16 protein-coding genes are annotated in these 17020 nt (G+C 65.9%); 9 read left to right on the forward strand and 7 right to left on the reverse strand.

The annotated features are described in order from the left end of the window. Positions 1-17 precede the first annotated feature (17 nt). Positions 18-701, reverse strand: coding sequence for a hypothetical protein (locus tag P0084_RS13750; protein WP_308917438.1), 684 nt, complete (start codon positions 699-701; stop codon positions 18-20). Positions 702-913: 212 nt separating this feature from the next. Here P0084_RS13750 and P0084_RS13755 point away from each other — a divergent pair, with 212 nt between their 5' ends. Continuing rightward, positions 914-1150, forward strand: a complete 237-nt coding sequence (locus tag P0084_RS13755; RefSeq protein WP_308917439.1) for a hypothetical protein — start codon at positions 914-916, stop codon at positions 1148-1150. Beyond that, positions 1147-1593, forward strand: coding sequence for a hypothetical protein (locus tag P0084_RS13760; RefSeq protein ID WP_308917440.1), 447 nt, complete (start codon positions 1147-1149; stop codon positions 1591-1593). The genes P0084_RS13755 and P0084_RS13760 overlap by 4 nt, the downstream gene beginning before the upstream one ends. Before the next feature lie 432 nt (positions 1594-2025). Here the strand turns inward: P0084_RS13760 and P0084_RS13765 are convergent, their stop codons facing one another. Next, the gene (locus P0084_RS13765; protein ID WP_308917441.1) at positions 2026-4656 is read right to left on the reverse strand and encodes a hypothetical protein; all 2631 of its coding nucleotides are present in this window, start codon (positions 4654-4656) and stop codon (positions 2026-2028) included. Between the two features lie 955 nt (positions 4657-5611). Between P0084_RS13765 and P0084_RS13770 the strand changes: the two genes are divergently transcribed. Then, positions 5612-5947, forward strand: coding sequence for a hypothetical protein (locus tag P0084_RS13770; protein ID WP_308917442.1), 336 nt, complete (start codon positions 5612-5614; stop codon positions 5945-5947). Here P0084_RS13770 and P0084_RS13775 read toward each other — a convergent pair. Next, positions 5944-6495 carry an acyl-CoA thioesterase gene (locus tag P0084_RS13775; RefSeq protein WP_308917443.1) on the reverse strand — a complete coding sequence of 184 codons (552 nt, stop codon included), beginning with the start codon at positions 6493-6495 and terminating at the stop codon, positions 5944-5946. The genes P0084_RS13770 and P0084_RS13775 overlap by 4 nt on opposite strands. A gap of 128 nt (positions 6496-6623) precedes the next feature. Here P0084_RS13775 and P0084_RS13780 point away from each other — a divergent pair, with 128 nt between their 5' ends. Together P0084_RS13780 and P0084_RS13785 are read left to right on the forward strand one after the other, a co-directional pair. Further along, positions 6624-6926 carry a YggT family protein gene (locus P0084_RS13780; protein ID WP_308917444.1) on the forward strand — a complete coding sequence of 101 codons (303 nt, stop codon included), beginning with the start codon at positions 6624-6626 and terminating at the stop codon, positions 6924-6926. Further along, entirely contained in the window at positions 6926-7231 is a 306-nt protein-coding gene (locus tag P0084_RS13785) for a putative quinol monooxygenase (RefSeq protein WP_308917445.1), read from the forward strand. Before P0084_RS13780 ends, P0084_RS13785 begins: the two co-directional genes overlap by 1 nt. Before the next feature lie 9 nt (positions 7232-7240). On the opposite strand, the gene P0084_RS13790 is transcribed toward P0084_RS13785, so the two are convergent. Beyond that, complete coding sequence (locus P0084_RS13790; protein ID WP_308917446.1) at positions 7241-7384, reverse strand: hypothetical protein; 144 nt, start codon at positions 7382-7384, stop codon at positions 7241-7243. 115 nt (positions 7385-7499) lie between these two features. Between P0084_RS13790 and P0084_RS13795 the strand changes: the two genes are divergently transcribed. Together P0084_RS13795 and P0084_RS13800 are read left to right on the forward strand one after the other, a co-directional pair. Beyond that, on the forward strand, positions 7500-8399 hold the full coding sequence (locus P0084_RS13795) for an aminotransferase class IV (protein WP_308917447.1): 900 nt from the start codon (positions 7500-7502) through the stop codon (positions 8397-8399). Then, complete coding sequence (locus tag P0084_RS13800; RefSeq protein ID WP_308917448.1) at positions 8396-9082, forward strand: sulfotransferase-like domain-containing protein; 687 nt, start codon at positions 8396-8398, stop codon at positions 9080-9082. The genes P0084_RS13795 and P0084_RS13800 overlap by 4 nt, the downstream gene beginning before the upstream one ends. On the opposite strand, the gene P0084_RS13805 is transcribed toward P0084_RS13800, so the two are convergent. Beyond that, positions 9079-10806 (reverse strand): ABC transporter ATP-binding protein, encoded by a 1728-nt coding sequence (locus P0084_RS13805; protein WP_308917449.1) that lies wholly within the window; start codon positions 10804-10806, stop codon positions 9079-9081. The two genes, P0084_RS13800 and P0084_RS13805, sit on opposite strands and share 4 nt — an antisense overlap. 62 nt (positions 10807-10868) lie before the next feature. Between P0084_RS13805 and P0084_RS13810 the strand changes: the two genes are divergently transcribed. After that, positions 10869-11261, forward strand: a complete 393-nt coding sequence (locus tag P0084_RS13810) for a hypothetical protein (protein ID WP_308917450.1) — start codon at positions 10869-10871, stop codon at positions 11259-11261. Positions 11262-11268: 7 nt separating this feature from the next. Here the strand turns inward: P0084_RS13810 and P0084_RS13815 are convergent, their stop codons facing one another. After that, positions 11269-12609, reverse strand: coding sequence for a Coenzyme F420 hydrogenase/dehydrogenase, beta subunit C-terminal domain (locus P0084_RS13815; protein ID WP_308917451.1), 1341 nt, complete (start codon positions 12607-12609; stop codon positions 11269-11271). Between the two features lie 227 nt (positions 12610-12836). Beyond that, positions 12837-14984 (reverse strand): hypothetical protein, encoded by a 2148-nt coding sequence (locus P0084_RS13820; protein WP_308917452.1) that lies wholly within the window; start codon positions 14982-14984, stop codon positions 12837-12839. Positions 14985-15937: 953 nt separating this feature from the next. Between P0084_RS13820 and P0084_RS13825 the strand changes: the two genes are divergently transcribed. Then, on the forward strand, positions 15938-16960 hold the full coding sequence (locus P0084_RS13825) for an aspartate-semialdehyde dehydrogenase (protein ID WP_308917453.1): 1023 nt from the start codon (positions 15938-15940) through the stop codon (positions 16958-16960). Positions 16961-17020 lie beyond the last annotated feature (60 nt).

The raw sequence follows: 17020 nt of genomic DNA on the forward strand, positions 1-17020 counted from the left end.
AGGCCCGTCGGCCGGACTCATTCTTCGTCGGGCCGCTCGAAGTTCGGCAGGGACGCCAGGCCAGCCGCGATCCAGTCGAGCCTGGACACAGCCTGCCCCTCCACGAGGAGCCGGCGGCGCGCGACGATGCGGTCAACCTCCGAAGCCCCGACGCCGAGCGACGCCTCGGTGGCGATCGACGTCTCGGCGCCGCGCGCGAGATGAACGCCCGTCTCGTCCCGCGTCGTTCCACCCGCGTCGGTATCGTTCGATGCCGCGGTCTCGGGTGCCACGGTCCCCTCGTAGGCCGGGACTGTCGCCTCCTCAGCGAAGTCGAGACGATCCGCGCCTACATCATCATAAGGCGAGGAGGGCACCTCGTTCGGGACCGCGATGCCGAGCTCATCGTCGTCGATGATTGGGGCGAGCAATCCCGTGGCTTCCTTGAACGCGTCCTCGAGATTCGTGAGCGCAATCTTGGGAAGCGGAGCGACGTAGGGCCCGAGCGGCTCGATCTCGGGAAGCCCGCCCAGCGTCCAGGAGTCCTCCGGCTCGGGCACCACGTAGCGCGTCGGCCGGGGGTACCCTCTGGGATCGACCCCGCCGGGGTTAGGCGCCTCGAGTTTCTCGAACGAGAGGTCGTCCGAGGATGGGTCCGTGCGGACGAGGTCGACGAGTGGCGCGCGGGGCACCGCCTCCGCGGGCAGGACGATCTCTGGCATTGGGGATGCCTCCTCTGTTTGTGGCCCCGTCACCCCGCCACTCCCGCCTTTCGGCAAGATGACGGCGCACCGGGCCTATCAGGGCCCTGAGCCCGAAAGGCTGCGGCCAGGTTCGTGCTGCTTGGTCGCTATGGCCGAAAGGAGAGACCATGACGCAGGCCGACAAGACGGACAGCTCTCGCATCTAGCCGTGGACAGGGAACCGGAACCAGGTGCTGACGGCGGACCTGCTTGGCGGCGCGGAAGAGCCCGCCCATCCGGCCCTGCACTTGGCGAGCGAACTGAAGGAGAAGGTCGTCGATCAACTGTCCGGCCTGCTCGGCGCGGCGGGGGAGGTCCTCAGGAACACGCCTCCCGACGCGCTGGTCTTCGGCGGCGTCATCAATATGCCGATCGGCAGGGCGAAGATGTCGTCGGGACCCCGAACACCGACCTCGTCGCGACGGTGAACCTCAACCACAGGGAGGTCGAGGTCGGGCTCGGCGGGTCGATCCCGATCGCGCCGGGCACGTCCGTCTCCTACAACACCAGGACCTATGCAGATGCCGAACTCGATGCCGCCCAATCCGCGAACTTCGAGATCATCAACCTGGCCGTAACGGACCCTGCAATCGACGCAATCGTTAGCGTCGCGATCAACGCCGGCGTCAGAGTTAAGCAGGCAGGGGCGATCGTGATCGACGCGGCAACGTTCCCTTTAGGCAAAGGCGCGCTGCTCGCCACCGGGCTGGACGCCTTGGGCGAGACCGCGACGGGGCTGGCGACGAAGAACGTCACCTGGTACGGCGGCATTGCCTGGCGCGGCGCGGAGCTCCGCGTCTCGCCCGAGGAGAACGAGGTCAGCATCTCCCTGTCGGGCGCCACCTTCGAGTTCCCGAACGCCATCCGCTGAGCGCCCCCTGTCACGGACTCGCACGTCGGATCCCCGCCTCGGCGAGGCAGTAGGACTTGGACCTAAGTCCGCGACCGCCCGGCCACCAGCGATCGGTGGTGACACCGCGTTTACCGCCCACGCGACGCACTCATCCATGCCCCGACCAAAAATCGTCCGGCGGTCGCAGCCATGCTCCAAGACCATCTCTGCCCAGGAGGTGATGGTTGACAGCAAGCTCAGTGAGACACCGTCGCCGGCCTGCTGCGCGAAAAGTAACCTGCCTGGCCGAAATCATGGACGACAGCCACGAGGACGTGTCCCCCTATATGGCCCCCCCTGCGAGCATTGAGCATAGATCAGCTTCACCGGCCGGCTCGATCGCGTGAACGAGGAAGTGAAGTACCGCTCCGGCGTCGTCGGAGGGAAGTCGGTGCGGGTCAAGCCTGGGGCCTAGTTCAGCACGACACCTTCGGCAACCCGAACCACGAACGACACTGGATTGCCTTGCGCATCCGTCGCGCCTTCGAACGCCGCACCGATCTCCAGCTTGATATCGCGGGAACGGTTATCGGGGATGGTCGCCTTTCCTATGTCTGCACGAATGCTGATCGGAAGCTTCTTGAACAGCTCCTTCAGATCGAGCGTCCCGCCGAGGCTCCAACTGACGCTGTCGTTGTTCTTCGTCGCGACTAGCGCGACCTCAACGGAGCCCCCGCTGCCCGGCAGAGCCTGCTCGCCGCCGATCGAGCCGCCGAACGATGTAAGGGTTTGCTCCCTTATGGGGACTTCAGCGCTTTGGTTGCCCTCGACCTCGAAGGTCGCAATCACGGAGTCCTCGACGAACCGGGCGTACCGGCCATCGGTTTCTCCGATCGCGTTGATGACGATGTACCCGATCGGATTGTCGTCGCCCTCGTTGAGATAGACAGGAACGCGCACCTGGATGCGTTGGTGGACGATGGGGAACGCGTAGTCCGAGATCTGCTGAACCGGCTCCCCGAGGTATGTCACCACTTCCGAGACCTTCGTATCGCGGGACTTGAGATTTTCCAGGGCGAACACCGTCACGGGGTTCTGCTGCTCGATCGGCTGAAGGGGGACGGCTGCGCCGTTGCGGACGACGACCGGCTCCGTGAATGTCAGCCGCCAGCCGATGTTTTGCGCGACCTGCGTAACCTCCTCCAGCTTCGCCGTTCCCATCTCGCCGCTCGCAGTGCGGAACTGGAAGGTCTCGCCCAGCCGGTCTTCGTAGAGTTCGGCGGTGACTTGATCCACGACTACCTCGATCGCGTTCTCCGTGTCGTCTCGCACGTTCGCCTTCGGTATGATGACAGGGGTAAAGTCATTGACGTCCGGCAAGCCTTGGACGGTGGGGGTATTCGGTTCCGGTCGGCCGCTTCTCGACAGGAACGGCTTCCCGGCACCTTGGGAGAAGTTGTACGCGATATGCTCCAGCAGGCTGCGGGTGAGTTGCCCCGACACGCGCGCGCGGATGATGTTCTCGTCCCTTTGCGTCTCGAGGGTCTCGAGGGTCCCCTGGAGGCTGCGATATTGCGCGATCGCGTCCGCGACCTCGGAGGTGAGCCCACCCACGCTGCCACTTTCGAGGAGCGCCTGGATCTGCTCTACGTCTATCTCGTCGCCCGACAATGTGGTCTCGATGGCGCTGATGCGCGACCTCTCGACTGTCAGGACCCTCAGTTCGGTTCTGTTCCGCGTCGCCTCGTTCTCCAGGTTGAGGAAGTCCAGCTCGGCGCGGATCAGAGCTTCGTTGCCGAGATCTTCTGCCAGGAGCGTGCCGAGGCGGTCGACGGCGTCGGTGAAGCGCGCCTCGATCGGCGCGAGGTCGGGCTGTAGCGTGTCCTCGATGTACTCCTGGTAGTAAAGGTCTGCGAGGAAGGGATCGTCCGACTGGAACTCCTCCGGAAGGGTGTCCTTCGGGACAACGCCTTCGAAGTTGTTCGGCTTCTCCACGATGCCGAGCCGTATCGCTAGGTTCTTCGCCGAGCCTGCCTCGTAGATGCGTTCGATCTCCTCCTCGTTTAGCCCACGGAGCGACAGGATCTCACGAAAGCTGCGGAAGCCGTCCGCTTTCCAGACCGCATAGGCCGCGTCGGCGATCTCGACGTACTGGTTGGCGACCTGAAGGGCATTCGAGCGTTCCCGCAGCGTGAGTCTGTCTCGCACCGCGGCGATGGCCTTTCGCTGTTCGTCGAGTCGATCCGGGTCACGCCGGACCAGTTCCTCGGAGCCCGCGATCCGTTCGTCCAGTTGCTCCGCTTGGTTCCTCGCGTCGGCGAAGGAGGCTTGGATCACCTGGCGACTGGCCGAGAGGTCCTCGCGTGTACTGTCGATGCGCGCATCGAGGTCGGGGTCGACCAGGCGGAAGATCGGATCCCCCTTCTCGACGATCGCGTTCTGCTTGACGAGCGGTTCGTAGTATTGGCGTGGGTTGTCCACCGGAGGAAGCTGGACCGGCACAACGGCGGCGTTCACACCGGACTGAAGGCGGACGACGGAGATGCCGAGCGATCCGGTGTTATGGTCGAACGGATCGAGGAACACGTTGCCATTCGCGTCTTTTAGATAGAAGACGCCATCACCGACTTCTTCGACATCCCCACGGACGCCGATTGGGGAGGACTGCGCGGGCCGCGCCCCCGACCGCCCCCGGACCTGCGCGATCTCCACATAGGAAGTAGGTTCGCCCCATCCTTCGACTGGAGTGCCGTTCAGAACGGCAGTGTTCCGCGCGAGGATGTCCGAGACGTCGTACGGGTTGCGCGACGCAGACGCGTTAGCCTCCGGGTCGACGGTATAGCCATTCGCGATCTGATACGAGGTCACCGTCCCGGCGGTTGTCGTGAGAGAAGTGGTTGTCGTGCGAGCTTCGTCTTCCGTGATGGGGCGGCTCGAATCCTCCCCTGTAGACGGAATGGAACCAATGAGGGTGGGGAGCTGTGTCATCTGGGGGTCCTCGATCTGCGCCGCCTCGGTCTTGTCCCGGCATCTTTCGGCTGCCTTACCGGCGTCGTCGGGATCGATGCTGGAGGACCCGTGCTGCGATGCTCGGTCCGGCATGCGCGGCCTGGGTTCGTCAGGACGAAGACGAGCGACGCGTTCTTGATCGGAACCTCGGGAGATCGCGTGCCTCGTTGACGGGACGCCGTGCGCGTAGATCATCCGCCCCCGGGCTCGTCTTGGGGGCTTTCTCGTTCCCGACTTCCCTCGCCGCCCGAGCCTGCCCTGCCGCCCTGCCGAACCCCGTACCTCGCCACATCGATCCTGTCGAACGGCCCCTCGGTCCTTGCGCCCGACATGGTCCCACCCGCCCGGGCGGAGACCGAGGAGCGGCGGCTGCACTATGACGCCCGCCCCGGGGGGCGACCCGCCCTGAGCGCCGTCATAGGACTGCCTGCTTGCGGCGCAGGGTTCCCCGGTCCGTGTCGACATGAGCGACCGACCAATGATGCCGTTGGGGAACGCGGGCGTCGGAGCGATGCGGCAGAGCCTCGCCGCTCTCTCGGTCGGCACAGGCGAGCCCGCAACGGCCCCCATGGGGCCTCGCCTGCGCATCGGCAATGGCAGACTCAACGGCCCGGAGATCTGCCCGAGACATGGGACTACGGAAAGATCAAACGAATAGCGGAACCTGCCTAACGGGTGCGGGAGAACGGAAGGTCGACGATCATCGTCGTCCTTCCGGGTACGGAGCGGATATGGTGGCGATCCAGTCCCGAAGTATGGCGGCTGATCGACGAGTATGATGCCGGCCTACTCGGCAAGATTACGTGCAGGCCGAATGGAACGATGGACCGTGAACAAAGCAAGATCATGGCACGAAGCCACAGAGTGGAGGACCACACTTCAGCTAACTCGTTGTTAACGTTGAACCTGAATACACAAAGTCGGTGGCACGTCATACACCTCCCTCCATCCCTCGCCCACATCCTACCGACCGCGGTCCCGTGGGCCCGTTAACGTAGCGTCCATTCCGGCCGTGTACGGCGGCGGCTGCGCCCGCTACGGAACGACCATGCCCGCCCCGACGCCCGATCCATCGACCACCGCGCCCGCCGATGCCGCCTCGCCCCGCCCCCGCGGCACCGATGCGGCCTGCGTGACCGCGGCGTTCGGGAAGGGGCCGTCCGCGGTGGTGGTCGTGTCCAGCGCGATCGCGCGGCGCGACGGGCTCTGCCGGGCGCGGGCCGCGCTGACGGCGGGCGCGGACGGGATGACCCTGCGCGACCTCATGGCGACGATGGCGGAGATGGGCCTCGCCCTGCGCGCCGTGCCCGTGGACGGACCAGACGGACCAGGGCCCGTCGCCGGACGCCCCGCCGCCCCGCTTCCGGAGCGCCGTCCGATCTAGGGCTCGGACGCGTCCCGCGTCGCCACGGGCGGCCAGGGGCGCAGCGCGTCGGCCTCCGCCCAGGCAGCGACCCAGTCGGGCAGGACGGGCGCGGGCGCAGTGCGGCCCAGGGCGGCCAGGACGCGGTCGGTGGGAACGGCGCGCCGGTCCCCCGTCACCGCGGTCCGCAGCACGGCTTGGCACGCGCATTCGCCGCGGACCCACATCTCCTGCACGATATAAACGAAGCGCGCGTCCCACCCCACGGTGCGGGTGCGCATCTCGATGCGGGCGAAGGCCGTGATGCGGCGGCGATAGCGGACCGATCCGCCCGCTACGGCCAGGCCCCACCCTTCCCGCCGCAACGTCGTCAACAGGCCGATCCGCGTGCCCGCGGTGAACCGGCCCAGATCCATCAGGGTCAGGATGCGGCCGTTGTTCATCTCGCCGAAGCCGTCCAGATCCCAGGGCAGGCACAGGTGGCGGGACACGTGGACGTCGGTCAGGTCCATGGGCGGGTCGCCGCGGTGGCGCAGCAGCTGCCAGGCGAGTCGGACGAACGGGTACATGGCCGGCATGGGTGACGTGCCGGCCCCGCACGTCAACCGCGACCCGGCGTCAACTCCGCCCGCGCTTGCCCCCCGCCCCCCGCCTGCCTAGATCGGAGCCGACTCCCGACGCGGAAGGCCCACGCTCCATGTGCTCGCTGCTGCAGATCGCCTCCACCATCCTGTCGGTGGTCCAGACGATCATCATCGTCCACATCATCATGTCCTGGCTGATCACCTTCGGCGTGCTGAACATGCGCCAGCCCATCGTGGGCCAGATCTACGACGGCCTCGCCCGCCTGCTGGAGCCGATGTACGGCCCCATCCGGCGCATCCTGCCGCAGACGGGCGGCCTGGACCTGGCGCCCTTGGTGGTGATCCTGGGCATCTTCATCCTGCAAACGGTGATCCGCAACAACCTGCCCTCCGCCTGCGGCTTCGGGGCGTTCTGATGATCGTCGAATACCTCCGCTACACCGTGCCCGCGGACCGGGCGGACGCGTTCGTCGCGGCCTATGCGGCGGCGAGGGACCCGCTTCTGGACTCGGGGTACTGCACGGTCTTCGACCTGTGCCGCTGCGTCGAGGATCCGACCCGCTTCATCCTGCGGCTCGAATGGACGAGCGCGGAGGACCACATGAAGCGGTTCCGCGGCAGCGACGCGTTCCGCCGCTTCTTCGCGCATGTCCGCCCCTTCGTCGACCTCATCGACGAGATGCGGCACTACGATCGGATCATGGTGGCGCGGCCCGGTTGAGCCGCGGCGTCAGGACTGGTCGACGGCCTTGCCGTGATGGCACCGGTCGTCGCAGCCCTCGGCCACGTGCGACCACGTGCCGGTATGCAGGGCCAGCCCCGCCAGGATGGTGGCGGCCAGGACCGCCAGCCGGATCTCGTGCGTCATGGTCATGGCGATGCCCCCGCTCCGAACCGCTCGGTTCACTTTGCGTCACCGATACGACGGGCGCAAGTCACGCGCCCGTGACCGGCTTGCCACCACCCCTGCCGTCCCCCAAACCGGCGCCATGACGCAGACCGACCACGCCACCACCCACGACGCCCGCCCCGATCCGCGCAACGCCGACATCCTGATCTGGGTGGACGGGGCGCTGGTCCCCCGCCGCGACGCGAAGGTCAGCGTGTACGACAGCGGGTTCCTCCTGGGCGACGGCGTGTGGGAGGGGCTGCGCCTCTACGGCGGACGCTGGGCCTTCCTCGACGCCCACATGGACCGCCTGGCCGAAGGGGCCGCGGCCCTCGACATCGCCCTGCCGCCGCGCGCCGACATCCTCGCCGCGCTGGAGGCCACGCGCGACGCGAACGGCATGACGGGCGACGCCCATGCCCGCCTGATGGTCACGCGCGGCCGCAAGCGCCTGCCGTTCCAGCATCCCGGCCTGACGGAGACCGGACCCACCCTCGTCATCATCATGGAGCATTCGGTCCCTTCCGCCCCCCGCCCCGTGCGGCTGGCCACCGTGCCCCACATCCGCGGCCTGCCCATGACGCAGGACCCCAAGCTGAACACCCATTCGAAGCTGAACTGCGTCCTGGCCTGCATCGCCGCCGAGAAGGCCGGCGCGGACGAGGCCCTTATGCTGGACGTCCATGGCTTCGTGGCCACCACGAACGCCTGCAACTTCTTCCTGGTCAGGCGCGGCGCGCTGTGGACCAGCACGGGGGATTACTGCTTCAACGGCATCACCCGGGGGGCCGTGATCGGCTTGGCGCGCGCGGACGGCATTCCGGTCCACGAACGCAACTTCACCCTCGTCGACTGCTATTCCGCGGAGGAAGCGTTCCTGACCGGCACCTTCGGCGCGCAGACGCCCGTGGGCGCCATCGACGGGCGCGCCCTGCCCCACGCACCGGGCCCGGTGACGCTGCGGTTGCGGCGGCTCTACAAGGATCTGGTCACGCCATGAGGGTCGCGGCCTGGTCCGGTCCCCGCAACCTGTCCACCGCGATGATGTACGCCTTCGCCCAGCGCCCCGGCTGGCGGGTCCTGGACGAGCCGTTCTACGCCGCCTTCCTCCACCGCACCGGCCTGGACCATCCGATGCGCGACGCGGTGCTGGCGGCGCAGCCGACCGATCCCGCCGCCGTCGCCGCCGCCCTGCGGGACGCCCCCGCCCGGACCTACGCCAAGCTGATGGTGCACCACATGGACGGCGTGCCGCTCGGCTGGGCCGAAGGCTGGACCCACCTGCACCTGATCCGCCACCCCGCCCGCGTGATCGCGTCCTACGGGGCGAAGCGGGGCGCGATGACCGAAGGCGATATCGGCTTCGCCGCCCAGGCCGCGCTCTACGACCGCCTGGGGGGCGTCGTCCTGGACACGGCGGACATGGCGCGCGACCCCGCCGGCGCGACCGCGGCGCTGTGCGCGGCGCTGGGGTTGGACCCGGACGACGCCATGCTGTCCTGGCCCGCCGGTCCGAAGCCCTATGACGGGGCCTGGGCGCCGCATTGGTACGACGCGGCCCACCGCTCCACCGGCCTGCGCCCCCGTGCGGACGATCCGTTGCCCCGCGTCGCGGATGCGCGGCTGCTGCGATCCGCCCTGCCGTTCTATGACGCGATGCGCGCCCACGCGATCCGCGTCTAGGCCAGCTGCTGCGCCGCCAGCCGGGTGTACAGGCCCCCCGCCGCGACCAGCTCGGCATGGGTGCCGCGCTCCACGATGCGCCCGGCCTCCATCACCAGGATGCGGTCGGCGTCGCGGACGGTGGACAGGCGGTGGGCGATCACCAGGGTCGTGCGGTCCCGCGACAGGCGGTTCAGGGCCTCCTGGACCAACGCCTCCGACTGGGTGTCCAGCGCCGACGTCGCCTCGTCCAGCAGCAGGATCGGCGCATCGCGCAGAAGCGCGCGCGCGATGGCGATGCGCTGGCGCTGGCCGCCCGACAGGTTGCCCCCCCGCGGCCCCGCGGGGCTGTCCAGCCCGTCCGGCAGGCGGTCCACGAAATCGCTCACATGCGCGGCGTCCAGCGCCGCCCGCAGCCGGTCCGGGGGCACGTCCCGGCCCAGGGTCACGTTCTCGTGCAGCGTCTCGTCGAACAGCAGCGTCTCCTGGGTGACGACGGCGAACAGGCCCCGCAGGTCGCCCAGCGCCATGGCGCGGATGTCCGTGCCCCCGATCGTCACCCGCCCCGCATCGGGGTCCACCAGCCGGGTGGCCAGGTTGAACACGGTCGTCTTGCCCGCCCCCGACGGCCCCACCAGCGCGGTGGTCGTGCCCTGCGCGGCGGTGAAGTCGATGCCCCGCAGGACCGCCGTGTCCCCATAGGACAGCGCGACCCCCTCGAAGGCCAGGTCCATGCGCGCGGGCCGCGCGGCAGGGGGCGTGGCGGGCGCCGTGATGACGGGCACCGTGTCGCGCAGGGCATAGATCCGCTCCAGCGACGCCATCAGCATCTGCCACAGGCCCGACAGCGCGGCCAGGCGGCGCAGGGGCTGGAAGGTCAGCGTCATGGCGGTGAAGAAGGACATGAACTCGCCCACCGACTTCTCGCCCGACACGATCTGCGGACCGCCATACAGCAGCACGGCGAAGAAGCCGAAGCCCACCGCCAGGTCCAGCAGCGCGGGCGCGGTCGCGGCCCCCGCCTGCGTGCGGATCGACGCGCGGACCATGCGGTCGGTCGCCTCCTCGAAGCGGCCCGCCTGGTACGCTTCCATGGCGTTCAGCTTGATGGGCGTGATCCCGTGGAAGATCTCGTCCAGCCGCGTCGTGCGCCGCTCGGCGATGTCGCGCAGGCGGACCGACTTGCGCTTGATATAGCGCTGCACGATCAGGCTGGGCGCGATCAGCAGGGGCGCCCCCACCCCCGCCACCAGGGTCCAGACCGGATCGACGCTGATCGCCACGACCAGCAGCGACACCAGCGCGACCAGGTCCCGCCCCGCCCCCATCAGCAGCACCGTCCAGGCCGACTGAACCTGCCGGACGTCGCCCTGCACCCGCTCGATCAGCAGCCCCGGGGCGGAGCGCGCGAAATACGCGTTGTCCAGCCCGACCACGTGGCGCAGCAGGTCGGTCTGGAGGCGCCCGGACGATTCGAACGCGGCCTTCGACAACAGGATCCGCTGGCCCACCCCCGCCACGGCGCGCAGCGCGAACAGCCCGAAGATGCCCAGGCCCACCAGCACGATCATCTCGGAGCGCCGCTCGACGAAGACCAGGTCGAAGAGCGGCTCCAGCATCCAGGCCAGCACGCCGACGGCGGCCCCTTCCAGGGTCATCAGGACCGCGGCCGCGATCAACAGCGGCCAATAGCGGCGGATATAGTCGCGCCAGAGCCGCGCAAAGGGGTGTCCGGGGTCCGACATCGCGCCCCGCCCGTAGCCCGGGGGGCTTTCCCGGACAAGCCGCGTGGGGCAGGCTCCCGCCCATGCCCTTCGCGGACGACAGCCTGTTCACCCTGACCCTTCCCCAGATCGCCGGCCTGGTCGCGGTGTCGGCGGCGATGGCGGGCATGGCCGCATGCATCGCCTTCGCCGCCGGGGGCGCGCGCCGCCCCTGGCGCGTCCTCGCCGCGGTCCTGGCGTTCTGGCTGTTCGCTTGGCTGTCGCCGCAGGGGCACTACGCCTATTACCGGATCGTCTTGGACGACCTGCCCGCGCAATGGGTGATCGGCGCGCCGCCCGGCCCCGGCGCGGTGCTGCGGGCGCTATTCTTCGGGAACGGCACGCTCGCGGGGATCGGGCGGGGCCTCTTGGGCTGGGCGCTGATCGGCTGGGCCGTGCTCGGCGGCGGACGACACGGGGCCGCCCCCCGGACCTGACCCGGCATCACCGGGCGTCCGACCCCTCCGCCCGCTCGCCCGCCCGGGGGGCCAGGCCATACGGCGCGGCAAGGGCCCAGACGTGGTCGGGCACCATGTGGCGCATCCGCCCCGGCGCGGCGCGGCGCAGGTGCACGATCGCCTCGATGGCCTTCATCTCCAGCCGGGCGCGGGCGAACTCGGTCCCCCGGGGGCCGATGCGCGGCTGCAGCCAGGACACCACGGGCCGCAGCCAGCGCGGCATCCGGCGCAGGGGCAGCCCGCCCGCCGCGCGTTCGGTGTTCGCCAGGAAGCCCGCCACCGCGCCCCGGCGCGACCCCTTCGAGGCGGGCGCCGACAGGACCACCGCGTCCCCCAGCCCGTCCAGCATCGCCGCGCCCCGGTCGTTGCGCACGATCACCCACTGGTCCCCGTCGCCGCCCATATAGCCCACCACCACGTCCGCCAGGCGGTTGGCATAGTCGGTGCAGGTCCGGCAGGTCAGCGGAAAGAAGTCGTCCGGCAGGTCCGACAGCGGCAGGTCCAGGAACGGAACCGTGCGCACCGCCCCGTCCCGGAACCGGATCTCGACGCGGTAATCGGCCCGGAACTCCAGATAGGTGACGTCGCCGGGCCGGTCGGTCAGGCGCGACAGGAAGTGGTGGAAGTTGCTCAGCGTGGTGTTGTCCGAGCACGGCGTGCCGATCACGAACAGCGCGTCCAGCCCCAGCTCCGCCTCCACCGCGCGCAGGGCGTGGACCTGGCAGGGCACGCCGATCACCGCGATGCGCCGGTGCCCCGCCGCGGCGGCAGGGCCCAGCAGCGCCAGCAGCGGCGCGAACCCCATCCGCATCCCCCGCGCCTGGGCCATGTCGGCGGGGTCGGTCACGATCACGGGCACGCCCCGGAACGGGTCGTCCGGATGCGCGGCCAGCGTCAGCACGGCGTCCACCACCCCCCGCCGCAACAGGTCGGCCCCCAGCGCGCTGACAAGGCCCGTCCATTGCGCGCCCGGAAGCGGATCGCGCATCCGCGCCCGGTGGATCGCCACGCGCGGCCCGAAGAACGGATCGTCCTCGCCCGTCCCGTGCACCCGCCGTTGCGCGGCCGGATAGTCCGGCACCGTGAACTGGCACGCCGTCCCGCATCGCCGTGCCAGACCTTCCAGCCGAGACAGCCCGCAATCGGTGCACATCGCGCCACGAGGCGCGGCGGGCGGCAGCGTGGGCGCGGAGGGGGCGGACCGATCGAGCATCCCCCGACCCTGCGCCGCGGGGGGGTGGGTGTCCAGGTGGGTGGGGGGCACGAGGGCGCGGAACGGGGCCGTTTCGAGATCAGGCAGGCCACGCGTAAGGCCGTTGAAAGGCAAGGGCGGCGTAGCTTACGGTGCATTCGCCGTCTCGGTCTCCTGACCCGGTGTAAGCAACTCGTTTGGCGGAGAGCGGAGGTTCGCTGCGGGCGCGCAATCTCCGCAGCGCGTCCACCAGAGCAGACGTTCTTTGTTGCACGGAGAGGGATCGTATAAGCGTAAAGCCTCAAGACTGGCTTGACGCGTGGTTCGCTCACCCGATGGGACGTTGCCGGGTCTAGCGTGCCTCATTGGGTTTGGCTTTCCATGCCCAAGTTTAGCCGTTGAGTAGCCGACGCAAATTCATCCAACGCGTCAGTTTCGTAATAGGTGTAACGAGCATCATCACCGCCACTTATGCCGTATTTGAAGTAGAGGTCCCTGCCTGTAAGGAAGATGACTGGCCGCTCGTAGCTGCCATACTGCAACTTGCCCGCATGTTGCCTCAAGAACGTCGCGGCTAAAGATTTCTCATTGTCAGAAAACTCCTCTTTCAATACCGAAAACACAAGCGCCGCCTCTGGAAACTGCTTGCCAAGGGCAGCCATGCGCGCAAAATCTATTGACTTGAGCGCTTCAGTCGCAAACGATTTGCATTCGGCGAACACCAGTTTTGGATCAGCCAGTACGTCAAATCGCCCAACCTCACGCAGCCAACAAACCAAATCCGCTTCGTATCTTTCTTCAGCAGAGGTTAGTTCCAAGCCGGTACAAAATGTGAGTTGATCGTCGCGCCCGCCGACCTCACTTAGAATCCGAGCCGTCAGCAAGGATGCATAAGAACCTCTGGCATAGTCAGGCGTAGCAAACGGTCCAACCAACCGATATTTCCAGTTTCCGGATCGCCCGTCGATGTCGTCTTGAGGAAACTCGAAGTCTTGTCGGCATAGCTCGCACTTTAAGGCATATTTGATTGCCTCAAGATCATACCAGTTGACACTGAAGCAATGTGGACATTTCACTTCAACACCCAGTTGGAGAACATTGTAGCCGATCAGCCGAGACACAAGCGATTTTCTGGTCACCCCTTCCTGTCCAACCACTTTGACGTGTTTGTCCAAATCTGTCAGTGAAATCGAACGTGTTGGAAAACTCTCCTCTTTCACTTCATCGCCGCTGGCACGGATGCGTTGGCCCATCGCATATTTATTAAAGAATCTGAGGCGCTCGGCGGAGCCGAAAATTCCGACTGCGTACAAAGCAGAAGCCTCACGGGAGAGGGATGAAAACATCTGTTGAGCTATCCGGCCAGCCTCAGACTGGCCTGTCGAAAACCCTGCGGCTTCGAAATACTTCGAGAAATAGTGGATGGGCGGGTTTTTCTTAATCGTTTCGCCGCTACCCGAGAAACGTTGTGGAAAGCACCATCCCTCACTATTCACGATGGTCTTGCAGTCAACTGAAAGCCGCCAACGCAATCTTCTGTCCACATTGAATGGAAGCGTGGTTGCTAGCCCATAACGATGGTAGTTGTCGGAGACCGTTAACACATTGACCCAACTGTAGTCGTTATGTGAATGCCCAGCATCGTCGCCGAACCCAGGGTCAAGTGTGTCAAACCGGAAATACTCGTCATCATCTTGCTCGATGATTTTGGACTGTTCGACAGCATAGGGCCGTGAGACCTCGACACCTACTGAAGAACGGTTGTTCGAGTGACCTTGCCACACCCTGTCTCGCCGACTTTTGATTGAGATTATTCCCGGCTTCCAATCGGAAATGTCCGCTTGAAGGTTCTGGACCATCTCTTCTGAAGAGATGGATCGCGCGAGCTCAAGTGTTGCATTGCGTCCAAACCTGTTTCCACTCACAGGTCGATGGTAGCGTTCGGCAAGCTTTGCCAATTCCTCTTTGGCCTCAAGCCAAAAATCAATAGGAATTGGGTGGACTCGACCGAGAGCTTGCGCTCTCAAGTTCCAAAAATCGATCAGATCGTAATTCGATTTGGGATCGAACAGGAAGAATGTCGGATCCCTTACGCCATATTGGCTCGGTTCGAGGTTGAAGGCAGTAAGGGCGATCTCGCTGGCAAACTGCTCAAACGTTCGATTGCGCCAAGCAGTTGAAAATTCTTCGACTTCGGTAGGGTCAAACACATAGCGATAATCCTGGCTTAAGTATGCAGAAGAACCCTCGTCCAGGAACTTTCCATACATCGCGGCAGCGGCTAAAGAATGTCCCGCGCCTGTATAGGTTTGAAAGTGGTCTCTGTGATCTTCCCGCAGAACGAATTTCCGCTCTTTCTGGTAGCTTTCTTGAAGAACGGCGGAAACTCCCAAACCCATTTTTGGCCCGCTGGCTCCCCACTGTTTGTTGTCCCAGAAGTTCTCGAGCGGAACAACCTTGGATCGATAACCTTCAAGGAACTCTGGCGGCAAACCGATCTTTTCGGCCAAACCGCTCGTCGCTTCAACGAACACATCGGGTTCGAAGTATTTGAGGTATCCCTTGGACGGGAAATACGAACGGCTCGTCTTGTGATCATTGGACCAGCAGTTGGGCGGTTTCGAGAATACTGGGAGTATGGGGTTAAATACACCACCCCAGAGGGACGTATTTGTTCGAAAAATCTTCTTCAGAGAAGCAGTATCAGATGGGTGGACCAGAAAACCTATTCGTGTTGGCCGCAGTTTTATTCGAATATAAATTTTCTACCCCCCCGAGCTGATTTATAAGGAAATCTTCTTGTGGGGGAATTGCCCCCCCCGGTTCACCATCCATGCTCATTCAGTGGACGGTAGACAGTCGAGCGGTCAAGTGCCAGTTGCCTTTCTACCTCTTTTGCTATTGTAGAGTATCCATTATCAGTTTGGTCCGCACGGCGGTCCCTCATCTACACAAGGTGAATGTTCTGTTTGGGTGAACAGTAGTCATCCGGAGCGATCATCGTGAACGGCAACTCTGGGCCGTTACCGGCTCCTCGAATCAATACTCCCTAAACGCCCCGTCGCAGTCCGTCACCCATCCCCCCCACAAGTCTCACAACCCGGATGCGAACGGCCCCCTGTCAACCACTCCGCTGCCCCCGGCCCCGCACCAGCGTTCGATCAATGTCGCGGCATCCACCGCCCAATCCAAAGCTCCCAGCTTGCATCGGAACAGATGGCGCCGTGCGGGACGGCGGCGCAACCGGAACGGCCGTAACGGCGGCGTTGCGGACTTGGTCGACCGGGCGTCCACCCTCCGGCAACCGTTCCGTGCCGCCGCCCCGATCCCGTGCGGAATGCGCCGAACGTATGCACGGGGGGTGTACGGGGGGTGTACGGGGGGTGCACGCCCTGTTTCGGTTGTTCCGGGGTGATTCGGGGTGTAGGCCCGCGGGCGGTTCCCACCCCATCGGAGAGATCAATTGGGCTACAAGGTCGTCGTGTGCGGCGCCACGGGAAACGTGGGCCGCGAAATGCTGAACATCCTGGCCGAACGCCAGTTCCCCGTGGACGAGATCGCCGCCCTGGCCTCCCGCCGTTCCATGGGCACGGAGGTCAGCTTCGGCGACAAGACGTTGAAAACGAAGGACTTGGAGCAGTTCGACTTCACGGGCTGGGACATCGCGTTCTTTGCCGTGGGCTCCGACGCGACCAAGGCCCACGCCCCCCGCGCGGCCAAGGCGGGCTGCATCGTGATCGACAATTCCAGCCTCTACCGCTACGACCCCGACGTGCCCCTCGTGGTGCCGGAGGTGAACCCCCAGGCCCTCGACGGGTACGCGCGCAGGAACATCGTCGCCAACCCCAACTGCTCCACCGCGCAGATGGTCGTGGCCCTGAAGCCCCTGCACGACCGCGCCCGGATAAAGCGTGTTGTGGTAAGCACTTACCAGTCGGTCAGCGGCACGGGCAAGGACGCCATCGACGAGTTGTGGGACCAGACCAAGGGCATGTATGTCCCCGGCCAGGAACGCGCGCCGCAGGTCTATACCAAGCAGATCGCGTTCAACGTCATCCCCCATATCGACAGCTTCATGGAGGACGGATCGACGCGCGAGGAATGGAAGATGGTCGCGGAAACGAAGAAGATCGTCGATCCCGCCATTAAGGTCACCGCAACCTGCGTGCGCGTACCCGTCTTCGTGGGCCATTCGGAGGCCATCAACATCGAGTTCGAGGATTTCCTGGACGAGGACGAGGCCCGCGACATCCTGCGCACCGCGCCGGGCGTCCTGGTCGTCGACAAGCGCGAGGACGGCGGCTACGTCACGCCGGTCGAATGCGTGGGCGACTTCGCCACCTTCGTCAGCCGGATCCGGCAGGATTCCACGATCGAGAACGGCCTGAACCTGTGGGTGGTCAGCGACAACCTCCGCAAGGGGGCGGCCCTGAACGCCGTCCAGATCGCGGAAACGCTGGACGCGCGGATCCTTAAGAAAGGGTGAATGCCCGCCGCGGTTATGCGATGACCGCCGCCCGTGCTTGACCGCGCGGGCGGCGGACGC

The organism is Jannaschia maritima (genome assembly GCF_030973515.1).
In the GTDB taxonomy this organism is placed as follows: domain Bacteria; phylum Pseudomonadota; class Alphaproteobacteria; order Rhodobacterales; family Rhodobacteraceae; genus Jannaschia; species Jannaschia maritima.